Origin of the sequence: Tolumonas auensis DSM 9187, assembly GCF_000023065.1 — a bacterium.
Lineage (GTDB): Bacteria > Pseudomonadota > Gammaproteobacteria > Enterobacterales > Aeromonadaceae > Tolumonas > Tolumonas auensis.
The window spans coordinates 1,755,763-1,771,307 of record NC_012691.1 but is presented as its reverse complement, the minus strand read 5'-3'; the positions used below and the strand labels follow the sequence as shown (position 1 = coordinate 1,771,307).

The 15,545-nt window shown below is 36.6% G+C and carries 15 protein-coding genes; 9 read left to right on the top strand and 6 right to left on the bottom strand.

The genetic code is table 11. The features are described 5' to 3' along the window. Nucleotides 1–8: 8 nt before the first annotated feature. Both TOLA_RS08165 and TOLA_RS08160 read right to left on the bottom strand, forming a co-directional pair. Nucleotides 9–587 carry a hypothetical protein gene (locus TOLA_RS08165; RefSeq protein ID WP_015878685.1) on the bottom strand — a complete coding sequence of 193 codons (579 nt, stop codon included), beginning with the start codon at nt 585–587 and terminating at the stop codon, nt 9–11. 222 nt (nt 588–809) lie between these two features. Continuing rightward, complete coding sequence (locus tag TOLA_RS08160) at nt 810–1,736, bottom strand: hypothetical protein (RefSeq protein ID WP_015878684.1); 927 nt, start codon at nt 1,734–1,736, stop codon at nt 810–812. Nucleotides 1,737–2,223: 487 nt separating this feature from the next. Between TOLA_RS08160 and TOLA_RS08155 the strand changes: the two genes are divergently transcribed. Further along, on the top strand, nt 2,224–3,465 hold the full coding sequence (locus TOLA_RS08155) for an ATP-binding protein (RefSeq protein WP_015878683.1): 1,242 nt from the start codon (nt 2,224–2,226) through the stop codon (nt 3,463–3,465). Nucleotides 3,466–3,487: 22 nt separating this feature from the next. Here the strand turns inward: TOLA_RS08155 and TOLA_RS08150 are convergent, their stop codons facing one another. Genes TOLA_RS08150 through TOLA_RS08135 form a run of 4 tightly spaced genes read right to left on the bottom strand, consistent with a single transcriptional unit; the run spans nt 3,488 to nt 5,993 of the window. Then, entirely contained in the window at nt 3,488–3,676 is a 189-nt protein-coding gene (locus TOLA_RS08150) for a hypothetical protein (protein ID WP_148210434.1), read from the bottom strand. Between the two features lie 38 nt (nt 3,677–3,714). Next, nucleotides 3,715–4,572 (bottom strand): HDIG domain-containing metalloprotein, encoded by an 858-nt coding sequence (locus tag TOLA_RS08145; protein ID WP_015878681.1) that lies wholly within the window; start codon nt 4,570–4,572, stop codon nt 3,715–3,717. A 10-nt stretch (nt 4,573–4,582) separates the two neighbouring features. Continuing rightward, the gene (locus TOLA_RS08140) at nt 4,583–5,764 is read right to left on the bottom strand and encodes a site-specific integrase (protein WP_015878680.1); all 1,182 of its coding nucleotides are present in this window, start codon (nt 5,762–5,764) and stop codon (nt 4,583–4,585) included. Continuing rightward, nucleotides 5,757–5,993 carry a hypothetical protein gene (locus TOLA_RS08135; RefSeq protein WP_015878679.1) on the bottom strand — a complete coding sequence of 79 codons (237 nt, stop codon included), beginning with the start codon at nt 5,991–5,993 and terminating at the stop codon, nt 5,757–5,759. Before TOLA_RS08135 ends, TOLA_RS08140 begins: the two co-directional genes overlap by 8 nt. A gap of 117 nt (nt 5,994–6,110) precedes the next feature. On the opposite strand from TOLA_RS08135, the gene TOLA_RS17080 reads away from it, so the two are divergent. The 8 genes from TOLA_RS17080 to TOLA_RS08105 all read left to right on the top strand — a co-directional run bounded on the left by TOLA_RS17080 (nt 6,111) and on the right by TOLA_RS08105 (nt 15,490). Next, the gene (locus TOLA_RS17080) at nt 6,111–6,371 is read left to right on the top strand and encodes a helix-turn-helix domain-containing protein (RefSeq protein WP_015878678.1); all 261 of its coding nucleotides are present in this window, start codon (nt 6,111–6,113) and stop codon (nt 6,369–6,371) included. A gap of 65 nt (nt 6,372–6,436) precedes the next feature. After that, nucleotides 6,437–7,024: a class I SAM-dependent methyltransferase gene (locus tag TOLA_RS16500; RefSeq protein ID WP_245534204.1), complete on the top strand. Its 588-nt coding sequence runs from the start codon at nt 6,437–6,439 to the stop codon at nt 7,022–7,024. Nucleotides 7,025–7,267: 243 nt separating this feature from the next. Further along, nucleotides 7,268–7,996 (top strand): DNA phosphorothioation-dependent restriction protein DptF, encoded by a 729-nt coding sequence (dptF, locus tag TOLA_RS08125; protein ID WP_015878676.1) that lies wholly within the window; start codon nt 7,268–7,270, stop codon nt 7,994–7,996. A gap of 42 nt (nt 7,997–8,038) precedes the next feature. Then, entirely contained in the window at nt 8,039–8,206 is a 168-nt protein-coding gene (locus TOLA_RS16780; protein WP_015878675.1) for a hypothetical protein, read from the top strand. After that, a complete protein-coding gene (locus TOLA_RS08120; protein ID WP_015878674.1) occupies nt 8,203–10,245 on the top strand; it encodes an AAA family ATPase in 2,043 nt (680 codons plus the stop codon). Before TOLA_RS16780 ends, TOLA_RS08120 begins: the two co-directional genes overlap by 4 nt. Further along, entirely contained in the window at nt 10,226–10,672 is a 447-nt protein-coding gene (locus TOLA_RS08115; RefSeq protein WP_083757752.1) for a DNA phosphorothioation-associated protein 4, read from the top strand. Before TOLA_RS08120 ends, TOLA_RS08115 begins: the two co-directional genes overlap by 20 nt. An 8-nt stretch (nt 10,673–10,680) precedes the next feature. After that, the gene (locus tag TOLA_RS08110; RefSeq protein WP_015878672.1) at nt 10,681–13,422 is read left to right on the top strand and encodes a sigma factor-like helix-turn-helix DNA-binding protein; all 2,742 of its coding nucleotides are present in this window, start codon (nt 10,681–10,683) and stop codon (nt 13,420–13,422) included. Then, complete coding sequence (locus TOLA_RS08105) at nt 13,412–15,490, top strand: DEAD/DEAH box helicase family protein (protein ID WP_015878671.1); 2,079 nt, start codon at nt 13,412–13,414, stop codon at nt 15,488–15,490. Before TOLA_RS08110 ends, TOLA_RS08105 begins: the two co-directional genes overlap by 11 nt. Nucleotides 15,491–15,545: the final 55 nt, after the last annotated feature.

Sequence of the window (15,545 nt, the reverse complement as noted above, 5' to 3'; positions counted from 1 at the left end):
AACTGGCATTATAATAGTGAACAACACTCTGTCGCCAAAAAGCTACTTTTTATGGCGTCATCCAACTCCATAAATTTGACGCCTTTAATATATTTCGCAACTTGTGTTGATGCGCGATCACGAATACCACCAATCAAGGATTTCGCACTAACGATCGATCCCTTAGCAGACTGAAATATTACCTTAGTGATTTCAGAGTGTTCGGCAGCAAAATCTTTGTTAGCTATGCTCCGATTCACAATTAAACGCTCTAGCTCAGGAATTCTTTCGCTTAGTTCTGGATCAATTGTTGTGAAGTTTTTAAATGTCGCAGCAGAATTCCCTTTGAGCGTCATTCTTTGTAATGCCAATGTATTTTCAAAGGATGCTGTGAGAGCTGTAATTTCAGCTCTCACATTAAATCGTGCAAAATAAATATTAGTCCAGACAACCAAAATAAAGTTGTTAGTTATGTTCTTCTGATAGCCCACGTAAAATGCGTCGCTTTCAACGACATCATTTACACGCTCAAAACCAATAGACTCTAACCGATTTTTGAATGGTTCCCATTGTTTTAGATTTTCAGGTTTGTTTGATGCACTTCCCATAATGAACTCCTAAGTTTCATAACGTATGAATGTAACCACTGAAACGGGCTTTTCTGCGCGTATGGCGTATATATGAGGATCTTCAACCGAAAACAAAAGATTTGCTATGAACAGGTTGGAACGTGAACGTCTTTCCTAGGAAGATCGAAACCCGCCAATTGAACACCGATTTTCTTGTGTGTTGTGATGAAAAAGGCGGCTTTTTAGGCCGCCAATTCCCGATCAATCGAGCAAACTTTCCAAATATAACGTCAGTTCTTTTAAGATCCCGACGACAAATGGCACCTGTGATGGCTCAATGGGTCTGCCTGCGTATTTTGCAAGCTGCATGCATTTCCCTGACGACAATACGGTACTTACCGCTGTCATTTTTTTGCTTGGGGTTCTAAAGATACAAGGCTTTTCATCCTTGTTTTCCGGTTCCACTATCAGGCTGCGAAATTGCACCGGCAGTTCTCCGCTAGCGGCCAGACTGTTGCCAATAATAATCACATCATCCAGTCGTGGGTCGGTACGTTTAAAGGAAGTAAGCTCTGCCATCAGCCTTTGTTCAACCCGGTTGTAATCAGTCACTATTATAACTTCACAGAAGTCATTCACCGGGATTTTACTGTATAGAAAGATCCAAGTGTCTGAACACTTATGACGTTTTTCCACCGGATAATTATTTTTCTGTAAATGACCCAACGCTTGATTGAAGAGTTGATCATTAACGGCCTTGCCCACTAGATTGAGCTCCGAGATAGGTTGAGTGTCATATGGGAAATCTTTAAAGATGTCATCCATGCTATCGACAATTTGGGATAATACCCAGTTACGCTGTTTGGGCGTAAGTTCGACGGGTTCATCCGTGTTGATAGACACCCCTTTTACATTAGATTCAATAAACTTTTTGGCAGTCTTGATATCCCACTTACACGGCAGAATATGAGGATTGGCTTGCATATAGGGCGGATAGGATTTTAATTCCGCAACCACATGTTCATAAGACTCACAATTCATCAATCTTCCGAAGGTCTGTAGGATGTACGAGCTTCTAATGGTAAATTGAAGTTGCTTTTCTGTTTCTTCCTTAACTTTACTGGCCTTTTCACCAAATTTGACCAATAAAGCCGCTTTAACATCTTTTCCTTGCGAAATTTGAGACATTATATTTTCCTTGGGGCGAATTAAACCCCGCTAAATAAATAACGTAGAAATAATAAAAGCCTGTGACAGTGGCAAGACTGATTGTTAAAGCAATTAAGTGATGTAAGACATGATGCACCTCTGTACTAACTAAGCGATTGGAGTGCGTTAGCTAACTTCCAACCCCGAAGGAGACCGAGAATACCGAGATCAAGTAGACACGAAGGCCGGTTAGATTTTAGGTTTTCGTTTATGCCGAAGCATTTTTAAAATTTACATCGAAAATTTGCTTGGGTAAAGGGTCTTTTTGAAAAGTTTTTGCTCTGACCACTTGTAGGAGAGGAATAAGTCTCATGCTGAGTATTGAAGTATCAAACTAAGATGGTGATGTTCGATTCGGTATGTGGCCATTTCTAACTCGAGAATGTCCACAACCATGTTCAGTCAGAAAACAACATTGAGAGCATATTTCAGTTATACCGAATGCACTAATGGCAGGAAATAACGCATGAAACAATGGCTTCAGCAACTTTGTCATTCGGCAACGCCGTCCATTGATGAATGTGTGCAACAACTTGGTCCGGTCATTCCGTGGTTAAATGATTTAAAAAAAACACCACAAGATCCTGGTTGGCATGCAGAGGGTAACGTACATATTCATACCGGTATGGTGCTGGACGAACTCTATCAATTGCTGGTAACAGGAGCAGCCTATATTGAAGGGGAAAAACGCCAGTCGTTGATTTTAGCGGCGATTTTTCATGATATAGGGAAAACACGTTGTACCCGTAAAATGATAGTCAGAGGTCATGAACGCATCGGCTCTCCGGATCATGAGGCTAAGGGGCGCTCTTATCTGGCATTCCAGTTAATGAAATTGCCGTTACCGTTTTCGGTGATCTGGACGGTACTCGGATTGGTGGGTGAACATCAGACACCGAAAATGCTGGTCGTACAGAACATGAATCAAGGTGCGTATATCGCTTTGTCACGTCGAGCTGATCCGGCGTTACTGTACTGGCTTGAACGCGCGGATATGCAGGGGCGAATTGGCGAAGCAATTCCCCTGCAACTGGATTATATCGAACAATACCGCATGTTCTGTGAAGGGTATGGGTTGTGGCATCAATCTTTCTCCATTGATGAACTTTATCGATTGATTGCCCACGAGTCACCGAGTGCACAACGATATTTGAAATCACTGGTGGTCGATACCATGCAGCGTGGCACTTTAGCTTCGCTAAAAGGCGCTATCGCGAAATTGTCTCGTCATAAAGATGAACATGCTCACTTATTTTTATTGTGTGGGCCAAGTGGCATCGGTAAATCACGCTATGTAGCGCGCCATTGTCATGACATGTCGGTCATATCGCTTGATGCGATCAGAGAAGAGCTTTGGGGCAATCGCGCCTGCCAAGATAACCCCGAATTAGTTGTCGCCATGGCACAGCAAAAATTGAAATACTACTTACGTGAAAAGCACACTGTCGTTTGGGATGCTACCAATCTGCGGCAAGACTATCGCAAACCGCTCTATGCGATGGCACGGGATCAACATGCATTAATCACATTGGTGATCTTTCTGGCATCAGAAACAGCTATCTATAGTGGAAACGCCAACCGGGCACATGCCGTGCCGAAAGAAATTGTTGCAGCACAAATCGCGAAATATCAGTTTCCTCGCGTCAGCGATGTTCATCATGTCATCGCCGTGGATGGGGAAGGTAATATTCTGTTTGAATCGAATTGAAAGATTAGTTGGGAAATACAGCTTAAGATTTAATCTTGGAAAGGATGATTTGCCCAGATTGTATTTCAATTTCGAATTCATCGCCGATCTGTAATCCGGCCAATACACAAAATTCATCGCTAAATTGGATGATGGCATCACCGTTTTCATCTAGGCCAATAACATAAGCGTGACTTGATACTGCTTTCTGGTTCCGCGTGTTTTCTGTCATATATGCTGTCCCTTTAATAGTTAATCTACAGGCAATCATCAAGCAGGTAACCTGCGCACCATTTTGTCGCCGTTTTTTAAGAAACGGAAATGAGCGGGTTTGCCGAAAAATAATACGTGCGTTCTGTTAGATGAGCATGAAGCATGGTCTGCAAAACGGAAGATTGATTCAACGGCATACTGTTCACTACGGTGCTGCTGATAGGGTGCCAACATACTGGAAAACATCCGGTGTGCATCCCAATCATGAGTCGCCAGAAACTTTAATGGTTCTGCTAATAATGAAAAATTCAGGCATTCATGCGCACCAGTTTGATAAGTTTTAAGATTAGCTTCACTTTGGCTGTAGACCTTGCCTATATCGTGAAAAAGACCAGCTAAAAGTGCGATCTGACATTCAATAGGAGAATGCCCGAGACTAATGGCATTGCTATAGGCCAGCTCTGCAACTTCTACACTGTGTTGGAATAAACCATGTCGGTAAGCGTGATGATCCCGGTAGCTTGCGGACATAACTAAATACGCTTCAAATTGTTCCGGGTGTGTATTCCAATATTCAACAAAAGGCATTAATTCTGGTGTGGTCACCCGTTCTAATAACTGAACAAACCGACAAAAGAGGGGGAGACGGCCTTTATATAGTAATGAAATAGCTTTGGCATAGAGAACGTAATTAATCACAGGCGCAACGTAACGAAGATGGGTTGCGATGAAATAGCCTTGCTTATTCATCTCAAGCTTGATTTCAGCAAGCCCTTGTTCTGTTGGAAATGTATTAGCAAGTGTACTGGTCATTAGGGCAGCTATCGGTTTGTCACCAAATAGTAAATGGCTGCTGCAGATAGGTAAATGGCCACTGCGTTCGATCTCTTTAAGCCAACATAATAGCGTCATCATATTCTTCACCTCAGTTACATGAGATCAGAGAGTTAAAGGCACTGCCATCCTGGCGAGTCAGATTGGGTACATAACGGCTATATACCTCGAATAGCATTTTGGTGGTGCTATGTCCTAATTGTTTAGCTATCCATTCCGGGTTTTCACCCGCAGCCAGCCAGAGCGTTGCGGTGGTGTGACGTGTTTGATACGGACGGCGACGTTTTAAACCCAGCATCGCGAGCGTCGGGTTCCATACTCTTTTTGTGACATTGCGATGATCAAGCGGGTTCCCAACCTCATTACAAAATACAAACTCATAATGACCTGTTTCATCATGCTGATGTAACAGAGCCTGATAGACGGGCTCGGAAATTTGGATCACCCGGTAAGATGCTTGTGTCTTTGGGGTTTCAGGCCGACCGTTTACCAGTGTTTGTTCAATGACGATTTGTCGATTAGGCAGATCGACATATTTCCAGCGAAGCCCATCTATTTCCGCAGTACGCATTCCGGAAAAAAAGCGCACGGTGTAGTAATTCCGGAAATCAGCTCGAACACCAGCCAGGAATGTCCTGACCTCGATCAGCGAAAACGGTTCTATGTTGCTGCGTCCAATCTTGAGGGGTTTGATATTGTGAAAAGGGCTCGGAATATCAAATCGCAAAGCTGCTTCTGAAAACACACATCTCAGCGGTGTCATGATGTGGTTAACCCGATCATTTGTGATTGAGCGCTGGCTGGCCGTTTTGCCTTTGGCCAACGAGGTCCGGAGTTTAAGAATATCTTCACGGGTGATCTGATCCAGTGGCAGATGACCAAAAATTGGTAAAAGATAATTCTCAAAAATCGATTTCACATTGGCTAAATGGCTTTGTTTCCAGTGCACTTCATTTTCTGACAGCCATTCATAGCTAAATTCTGCAAAAGTCGGCAGATTTGATGCAAATGTAAGATGTTCAGGCCGTTGTTCCAGTCTTTGCTTCGTTTCTGCATCAATAACCTCAAAAGCAGCACAACGGATACTGTCAGGGAAAAAATCACAGTATACAAACTGGTCAAGATGGATGGCTTTGTCGATATCTGACATGATTTTTTCAAGACGAGCCCGGTTGAGCTTCGTATCTTTTAGCAATGTCTGTTCGCGACACCGAACACCTTGGTAGCGGAAGTCGAAAAACAACCGCTGATCCCGAGCTCTTATACTACCCACGGCAGATCCCTCCTTTAGCCATAGGAATAGCCATCATTGGCCTGACCGTGGTCTTGAACATTTCCTTTTCAATCTCTTCCCAGATGTAGAAGATTTTGCGCCCACCAAATGGGCGGATGTAGTGTTGCCCCTGCAAAAAGATCGTGTCTTTTAATGCATGATTGATGTAGGTTGAGCTAAAATGAATTCTGTTAGCGAGCTCTGATGCTGTGAGTAGCGTTCTGTTCATTAGGTGCTCCAAAGTTCACTTAAAATGAAAAAGTTCATACAAAGAACTTTAATGTCTATTTTAAGTTCTGTCAAAGCACTTTTTCATTTATGAGTAACTTTTTTTCTAGGGGTGAAAATGATTAGATTTCGATTAAAAGAATTGATCGTAGAAAAAGAATTTAGGGAACAACGAAAGATCACCTTGCTGGAAATTGCAGAAAAGACAGGTGTGAATCGGTCATCTTTATCCAAAATGCAGAATCCGGCCAATCGACATTCAACGACCACTCAGGCTATAGATTCCCTGTGTCGGTATTTTCGATGCCAAGTTGGGGATTTGATGGTTTATATCGATGACGATCAGATTGAACTATTCAATGAACGAGACGATGAGTAATTGTTAAAAAGTTTAATGAGGCTGTGTTTGTTCCGTGATGTCTATATGTAGGGCTCTGCCTGCTGATGCCGTTATTGGTTACAAACCACCCCGATTCTGAGTCAGTTTTTGGTAAAATAAGACTCAAACATAAACTCTCTGGTTCAACTATGCCAGTTAGCTACTACAACCAAAATGCTCAATCCTTTTATGACGGTACTCTAAGTGTAGATATGTCTTCACTTTTCCTCTGTTTCGAGCCATACCTGTCCGTAAGAGGAAGAGTTCTCGATGCTGGTTGTGGTTCGGGGAGAGACAGTCGTTATTTTCTCGATCAAGGCTTTGATGTTTTCGCATTTGATGCAAGTGCAGAATTAGCCAGCCTACTCATTTATCGTCCAGTCTCGGTCTGTCAGTTTGACAAATATAGTTTAGAGACAACTTTCGACGGAATTTGGGCGTGCGCATCGCTACTACATGTACCTAAAGACAAATTATCTCAAGTTTTCTGCCACTTATCGTCTCTACTCAAACGAGATGGCCTGTTCTATTGCTCTTTTAAATATGGGGCTGATGAGGTTGAACGCGATGGCAGAGTATTTTCAAGTTTCACTGAAACTGGTTTGGAAAAGATCTCAGCGAGATTGTCGTTGCGTATTCGAGAAATCTGGTAAACCGGTGATCTAAGACCCAGTCGTGGAAATGAACGATGGCTCAACGCGATACTGGTGAAAACCAATGTTTGCGCCGGCGCAGCGACAGATCATCACTAGGTGTTTTGTATTTAGGAACAGCTATTTTGTAAGTCCAGCGAGTTAGTTTCATCTACCAAATGCACAAGATTTGTGGTTATATATGAGGCTATAAGAATATAAGTCACTCTAGACTTTGAAAATAATTAAGCATGTAGGTTAAAAATGGAATTTATAAAGGTATTAAGCCTGCTCCCCAAATCATCGCCCTTTGCAGTAAGCACAGAATATGACACCACTCTTGTATCATATAAAGATTACCAATACATAAAAACAGATATAGAAGCTAATTTTGAAAAAGTACTGCTTCAATCTAGTGGTAATGAAGTGGTTTTTTTATGCGGAAGCAGTGGTGATGGTAAGTCCAAAATACTTACGCGATTTAGCAAGTACTACAAGTCGATTAAGGATTTCCACCTAGATGCAACACATTCTTTTAGTCTGCATCAAACAGCAATTCAAGCTCTTGACGAGAAATTTTCGGAATTTAAAGAGAATAATCGCCCGCTAATTATCGGTGTCAATATAGTTATGTTTGGTCATTATTCGAGAAAAGGCTCGAATGAGAATTATGATATCAAAACATTTATAAAAGTATTCTTAGCTGGTAATCAAACGTCAGAGAACAATACCTTTCTTGATTTTGAATCTTATACAAAATTCTATTTTTCGGACGGAGAAGGTCGCTCAAGTTTTGCTGAACCCTTCCTAGAAAAGCTAATTTTAGCTTATTGGAGCCATCTATTCTACAAAAAGAAATGTGGACAACCATGGTGGCCTAAGTTTGCAACTAACTTAATGCAAAATCAAGATAAATATTTGCTGGGATTATTGTTGTTAAATTATGAGGCTAGATATATTTTAGTGGTTATTACCTGTAGAGACTATTACTGATAAATGTTATCGATGATAATAATATCTTGCATGGAGAATCATATGACACCAGAAGAAATATTGGATTCTGCTTCAGCTGAAGTTAGAGAGGTAATTATGGAAATAATAAAAATAGAAAAGGGATATAGGCATTATCAAAATACTATAGAAGAAAAGGAAAAACAAATTGCGGGACAAATAAAAAAATTAATTGAAGGGAAATCGAAATGAAATTAATAAATATTTCATTAATTAATTACAGGCAGTTTTTCGGGGAAAATACACTTAAGTTCTCTGTAGATCCGAAACAAAATATAACTGTAATTCATGGTGAAAATGGCGCAGGGAAAACCTCAATTTTAAATGCCTTTAAATGGTGCTTTTATGGAGAGGTAGATTTCGACACTGGAACTGAAAACTTACTAAATGAGCAGTCAATTGTAGAAGCTAAGACTAATGATATCATTCATTGTGGTATCTCAGTAAAGTTTAGTCATGAAGACACAACGTATGTTGCTATCAGACGACAGTCGTATAAGAAATTCGAAAATAGTATTGTTGATAAAATGGGTGCATCAGATTTTTCTCTAGAATGGATAGATAAAAATTCTGGTGAAAAAAAAATTTCAAATAATCCAGAGATTCATATTAATCAAATATTACCTAAGTCGTTACACAGCTATTTCTTCTTTAATGGAGAAAGAATAGAAAAACTGGCTAGCGCCTCATCATCAGAAGATATAAGACATGCGATAAAATCAATTATGGGATTGCAAGTAATTGAAAGAGGGAAAAAACACCTAGATGACTATGTTATTAATAGTTTTAGGAAAGAAATGAAATCCCTTGCAGGTGATTCTGAGTATACGAAAGCCATGGAGCATGAGGAAAAAATAGATGAACAACTTAAAAATAAAAAAAATGAACTAGAAAATTTTAACAAGACACAAGAACAACTAAACAAAGCTATTAAAGATATAGGTGTTAGGCTGGAAGATATAAAAGAATCGGCGCAATTACAAAAAAGGCGAGATGAGATTGAAAGCAGAATATCAACAATAAAATTAGAGTTAGATGAAAATAAAACTGCTTTAAGTTTAGAAATATCTAAAAAAGGATTCTTAGGTTTTTTTAACAAAACGGCTGATTCGGTACAAAAAATTCTCGATGAAAAAAGAGAGAAGGGCGAATTACCATATAAAATAAGAGCACAGTTTATCGACGATCTACTAGAAGAAGGCTTCTGCATCTGTGGTACAGATATCTCACCAGAAACAGAGGCTGCTGCAAATTTGAGAAGATATAAATCAAAAGCTTCCTCAAAATCAATGGAAGATGCATTTATTGAGTTATCTGGAGCCCTAAAACATTTAGGAAACCGACGAGAATCTCTATTTAATTCACTAAGAAATTTACAAAATAATAGAGTAAAACTTGAAGATGAGAGACATAAACTTATTGGTGAGTTAGATACTATATCTAATGATGTCGGTGTTATTGAACATGCCTCTGAATTAGAAGAGAAACGGAAGAAGCTAGACTCTGATAGAGATCAAACGGTTGAGTCTATTGGGAAATTAAAAAGTGATATTAAATTAATTGAAGAACAGTTAAAAGATGCCAAAAATAAAACCAAGAAAATATCAGAAAGCCAACAAGAAAAATCTATTGTTAAGAAAAGACTAGATATGGCTGAAGAAAGCTCTGTTGTTTTGGGTAAATTACTTGAAACGTTGTCTGATAATATAAAGATTAAACTCTCTGAAAAAGTTAATAATATTTTTAAGAAAATTATTCGTAAGGATTACTGGGCAGAGATTGATGACAAGTATACTCTGCAGATATTTAAAAATATTCCTGTTAGCGGTAAGCAAGTTGTTACTGAAAAATCCACAGGCGAGAGTCAAATTACAAGCTTATCGTTTATATCATGTATTGTTAATTTAGCTAAAGAGAATGAAGAGAAAAAAAGTGGTTTAGCACAAGGTGGTATTTTCCCTATTGTTATGGACTCGCCATTCGGAGCCTTAGACGATGAATATCGTACATTGATAGCAAGATATGTTCCCGAACTGGCCGAGCAAATAATAGTATTTGTCTCATCTTCACAATGGAAGGGATGTGTCGAGCATGAGTGTAAGGGATCTGTAGGCCTACATCATAGTCTTGTGTATTTTTCTCCAAAATTAGAAGGTGAAGAAACTAAATATTTGAAACGAAGTGATTCTTTTGAAAGAACAGAAATAATGGATGGATATTATGATAGATAGAGTGAGGAAGCCTGAAAAATTTGAAGGTTTATTAAAGCAATTAAAGGAAGAAGAAAAAATATTTTCTTCATATAAAGATATATTAATATTTGCTGCTTGTTTGGCAAAATCAAGGCAGGTAAGAGAGCCATTTTTAAAATCCTCAGAACCAATACCTTTACATATATTCAGCGGAGAGTTTGATATGGCAGTGATTAATGCTATAGCAATAACAGAGCAAAATGATTATGAAATTCAATTCCTTTCTGAAGAGAATCAAGAAAGAAAAATTATGATTTTCGAGGAGTATGCTGCCGCAGGATTACAAATAATAGAAGATGAAGTTTTAAGCAGAGGTAAAAGTGTACTTGAATCGTTTATAGAGTTATTAGCAGATGAAGAGGCGGATAAAAATTTGCTAGGTGATATTTCGTCTCTTGCATATTAGGAGTTAACATGGATAAGAATTACTCATTCTCTGAACCAATTACTCATATAGATTATAGAGGAAATCAAGTCGAGGGAAGAATCGTGCTTGGATTAGAGTTTTCTGAAGCACTGAAACTATTTCCATTTACATTTGCAAAAGAGAATGGGTATTTTATAACTGAAAATGAATACGCTCGCTTCAAGAAAGGCGAAGAAATTACTACTCAAGGTCTATATGAAAGTGAATATAAATCGATTGAGAGTGTTACACATGATTTTATCGAAGTTGAAAGGCATCCGGAGGATTTAATTTCTTCATTGGTATTATCAATTAAGAATGGATTACAGCTTAGTGTTAGAGCTACGAATGTTATTTTTACAGCTCATAATAAAAATGAAAAACTGTATCCGAAGGATTTAGATAATCCATTAAAAAATAGGTTTAAAAACTGTGGGGAAAAAACAGAAAAAGAAATTAGACTTGCTATATCAAACATTTCATTGGATAGTATTTGTGATGAAGTTGAAATCGAAGAGCCTGATCTAATTGGTTTATTATATAACTTACTTTCTAAAGGGATAATTGATTGTTCGGTTCGTACTTCTAATATTATTAAGGATGCAAAGAAAAACCTTATTCATTTAAAAAAATCAGAGTTGAATTTTGAATTTAGAAATAAATTTAAGAACTGCGGATTGAAGTCAGAAAAAGAAATTAGAGACTTAGTAAGAGTACATAGATTGCTCAATGTTGGAAATGATCATCAATACTCTGTGTGTCAATTAACTTTAGAATATTTTCTGGCTGCTAAAGTTTTCTCAGAAAAAAAATATATTAAGAGTGTTTTTTGTTTTTACCCTAAAGAAACTACAATTTTAGAAATAATAAAAACCCAGTTTGAAGATGGATTACATAATGATTCAGACCTCACTTACTGCCGATTATCAATTCTTTTTGACTTACTAATAAGCAACCAAGAAATAAAATACAAAAAAATAATAGAATTAACACTCGAAGACTTTGAAATAGAAATAAATAAAATAGATCCGCACCACGCTGATATAAAAGATTTATATGATTATTTTATTAAATACATAAATAACAATCAACTTTCAGAGAACACTATCAATAGAGTAGATGATATGTATATTTCGGCTGTAAATCTATTAAGTAGAATAGATTTACAAGATATTTCGGCTTATAAAAAACTTTTACCTGCTTCTATTGTGAAAAATGAAAAAGAACTTGCAACTATTGTTTGTCGACTTTTATCGAATAATAAAAAAACCCTAGAGGAACTAGGTGCCATATATGGGGTAACACGAGAGAGAATTAGACAGCTCGAAAGTTTAGCTATTGCAAAATTATTAAAGAACCCATCATGTTTATGTTGGATAGTTCTTGATATGTATTTATTAAAACATCATGACGAGATTGTTGAACAATTAGCACAAAATTCAGGAGTTATTGGCAAGGGAGAGGTCCGAATGTTATTCGAATGCTTTCCAAACTGGGTTAAAAATTTATTAAATATTCAAAATTCATATGAAAAATATGTGAATCAAGTGACTATTCAATACAATGGGCATTTTCTCATCAAGGATTTCTTTAAAGCAGAACAATTTAATCTAATTATCAATAATGATAATTGGTTTAGTGATGTTAGGGCTTCGCTTTCATTGCCATATTCATCCTCTAGCCATATAAAAACAATTGCTCCTTTTTTGACCGACAAGGCCTTAAGTTATTTTAAAAAAAATCGCGATTCATTAGGTCATAAAAGGTCTATAGAAGAAATTTGTTTTAACATAATTGATTTCTATGGCTACCCTATGAAAACAGATGAAATATATTCTAAATATATTGATTCAGTAAGTTTTCCTCGTGATATAAGAACCGTTTCTAATGTAATTATGAATTCTGATAAATTTTTAATTATGGATAGAGGCACGTATGGTACTTATAGTATATTGCCATTTGATGAAAAAGTTGTTTTAGATATAAGAAATAAGGCATTTGAATTTTTAACTGCTAATTCCTCAAAAAAGTATGTTACTTCTATAGCTTTGTGTGGTTTTTTAAAAACTCAATTTAAGCCACATGAATTTTCTAGGTATGTCATATATGGTTTACTTCAAGATGATGATAGATTTTACTGTCATAGATATGGTCAAAAAATAGGTCTTTCCAGTAACTTTAGTGGTGAAGATTTGGTTGCGGCTTGTGAGATGTTAGTCGGATTTCTCAATAGATTTGGCCCTCTTTCTTTGAGACAAATACAAATTGAAGCTAATAAATATGGAGATTATCATGATCAAACTATTGTTACTGAACTAGCTAGAAATAAAAACATTGTCAGGTTAGATAGAGGGTTGTATGGACTAATAGGAGTACATATCGATCTTGAAAGACTAATTATAGCTGAGTTTATTTCAATAGTTTTTTTGATAAACAAAAGTAGAACAATTCACTTTTTATTAGACAAAGTAAAATCATACTATAAATCAATAGAATATGAGACGTTTGTTGACTATCTCAAAAAAGATAATGATATTATTGAGATAAAAGATGATTTTGCTAATTTAAATAAACTTATTGATATTGAATCATGGATTAGTGATGTTGTATTAAGATTTGATCTACCAAACATACGGGATAAGCTTGAATCTATTAATAATAAAATCCATGTTGACAATAAAAATGATATTGATTCCAACAGCATTGGGTCTTCTGAAATTATAAAGGAGATAGGCTTTGATGACTTTTAAAAAAATTAATATTCCACTTTTTATCAAGACAACAAAAGAAAATCCTAATGATGTTTTTTTTGAGCCTTTGTTATCATCTTCTGTGTCATACAAAGTGGCCGTAGGATATTTTTCTTCAAAATGGATTAAAGATGTTGCTGCCGGGGTTGCGCAATTTGCGTCTAATGGAGGAAATGCTTGTTGGCTTATTTCTCCTCAGCTTACAAAAGAGGATTACAATGCTTTGTTAGAGGGGGAGGTCAACTCTGATTTAAGTGAAAGGTTGTTCAAGAAAAGTTTTCAGGAGTTATTTGATTCGTTAAAAGAAGAAACATTGGCAACTATAAGTTGGTTAATTACTGACGGTATATTGAAGTTTAGAATAGCAGTGCCTTGCAATAACCTAGATGGAATCATGCATTCAAAAATGGGTGTTTTTGAAGATGATTATGGAAACAAAGTTGCATTTTCTGGTTCATATAATCTTACTGGTTCAGCAAAAGGAAATTGGGAAAGAATCGATGTTTTTTCCTCTTATTTTAGTGAAGAGTCTGCTTTGCGAACTCAAGATATAGAATCTGATTTTGATATGATGTGGAATGGATATGATCGAAATTTAAAAGTGTTTACCCCATCTCAATCATGTTTAAAACCATTTTTGGATTTTACTCAAAACACACAAAGACCTTATAAAAAGCCTTGTAGATTTTCCATTCCTAAACATTTTCTCAATGAAAAAGGCGAAATCCGTCCATATCAAATAGAAGCTGTAAATAAATGGTTTAAAGCTAACGGAAGAGGTATTTTCTGTATGGCTACAGGATCAGGAAAAACTGTTACAGCATTATCAGCTGTTGTAAAGTTGGCTGATTATGTAGACAATAATCAAACTAATTTGTTTGTACTAATTGTAGTACCATATATACATTTAGCTATGCAATGGTGTGATGAAATTACTTCTTTTGGTTTTAACCCTATTAAGTGTTTTGATGGTGTTTCAAAATGGGGTCAACAACTCTCACAAAGCCTAACATCATCTTTAATTCAAAAAAGAGGAATTACGGTAGCTGTATGCACTAATGCTACGTTTACATCTAATTCGTTTAGATGTTTCGATTCATACTTTAAAAAAATAACGTCTTTGTTGGTCGCAGATGAAATGCACAATCTTGGTTCTCCAGAATGTCTAAAACTGTTACCAAACGATGTAAACTATAGATTAGGTCTTTCGGCAACACCTCGGCGCCATAATGATGATGAAGGGACACAAGCTATTTATGATTATTTTGGTGATGAAGTCATTAATTTCTCATTAAAAGATGCAATTAATAATCATTGCTTAACAAAATATTTTTATTACCCGACTATTGTTGAGTTTACAGCTGAAGAATGGGATGAGTATAAAGAGTTATCAATCCAACTTTGTAGGTTCATTAAAATTGATTCTAATGGTGGATTTAAATTCTCTGATGGAGCCAAACCACTTTTGTTAAAAAGAGCAAGAATAATTAACTCTATGGAAAATAAATATAAGGCATTCTTCGAATATGTGTCTAAAGTAGGATTAAATAAACATACTCTTGTGTATGTTGGTGATACAAAAGAAGATGGAATTAGAGCTGTGGAATATGTTACTAAACGGTTAGGAACAGAGTTTGACATTTCTTGTAATAAGTTTACAGCTGAAACTGAACTATTAGACAGGAGTGCAATACTAAAAAATTTCTCTCTTGGGAAAATAGATGTAATTGTTGCCATAAAGTGTTTAGATGAAGGAGTTGATGTTCCTTCGACTCAATATGCTCACATATTAGCGTCATCCACAAATCCTAGAGAATATATTCAAAGAAGAGGTAGAGTATTAAGAAACTCGCCCAATAAAGAATATGCATATATATACGACTACATTGCGGTTCCACCTAATTCTGATATGGATGGATTTTCAAAAGGGGATCTAAATATATTTAGAGGCTTATTCAAAAGAGAAATTAAGAGGATCGAAGAATTTGCAGAGTTAGCTGTTAATTATGGGGATAGTTTGGAGCTCTTTTCTAAAATTCGTAAGAAACTTGGAATTTATATGAGTTGATACTTCTCATCCTGGCAAATGTTCAAATAATGGCTTGATGCTTTTTGTACATAAA

Coding starts and splice junctions, on each gene's coding strand:
- TOLA_RS08120 (WP_015878674.1), top strand. CDS start 8,203: ATGAAATTAATAAATATTTCATTAATTAATTACAGGCAGTTTTTCGGG.
- TOLA_RS16500 (WP_245534204.1), top strand. CDS start 6,437: ATGCCGTTATTGGTTACAAACCACCCCGATTCTGAGTCAGTTTTTGGT.
- TOLA_RS16780 (WP_015878675.1), top strand. CDS start 8,039: ATGACACCAGAAGAAATATTGGATTCTGCTTCAGCTGAAGTTAGAGAG.
- TOLA_RS08135 (WP_015878679.1), bottom strand. CDS start 5,993: ATGAACAGAACGCTACTCACAGCATCAGAGCTCGCTAACAGAATTCAT.
- TOLA_RS08160 (WP_015878684.1), bottom strand. CDS start 1,736: ATGTCTCAAATTTCGCAAGGAAAAGATGTTAAAGCGGCTTTATTGGTC.
- TOLA_RS08165 (WP_015878685.1), bottom strand. CDS start 587: ATGGGAAGTGCATCAAACAAACCTGAAAATCTAAAACAATGGGAACCA.
- TOLA_RS08155 (WP_015878683.1), top strand. CDS start 2,224: ATGAAACAATGGCTTCAGCAACTTTGTCATTCGGCAACGCCGTCCATT.
- TOLA_RS08115 (WP_083757752.1), top strand. CDS start 10,226: ATGGATATTATGATAGATAGAGTGAGGAAGCCTGAAAAATTTGAAGGT.
- TOLA_RS08145 (WP_015878681.1), bottom strand. CDS start 4,572: ATGATGACGCTATTATGTTGGCTTAAAGAGATCGAACGCAGTGGCCAT.
- dptF (WP_015878676.1), top strand. CDS start 7,268: ATGGAATTTATAAAGGTATTAAGCCTGCTCCCCAAATCATCGCCCTTT.
- TOLA_RS08150 (WP_148210434.1), bottom strand. CDS start 3,676: ATGACAGAAAACACGCGGAACCAGAAAGCAGTATCAAGTCACGCTTAT.
- TOLA_RS17080 (WP_015878678.1), top strand. CDS start 6,111: ATGATTAGATTTCGATTAAAAGAATTGATCGTAGAAAAAGAATTTAGG.
- TOLA_RS08110 (WP_015878672.1), top strand. CDS start 10,681: ATGGATAAGAATTACTCATTCTCTGAACCAATTACTCATATAGATTAT.
- TOLA_RS08105 (WP_015878671.1), top strand. CDS start 13,412: ATGACTTTTAAAAAAATTAATATTCCACTTTTTATCAAGACAACAAAA.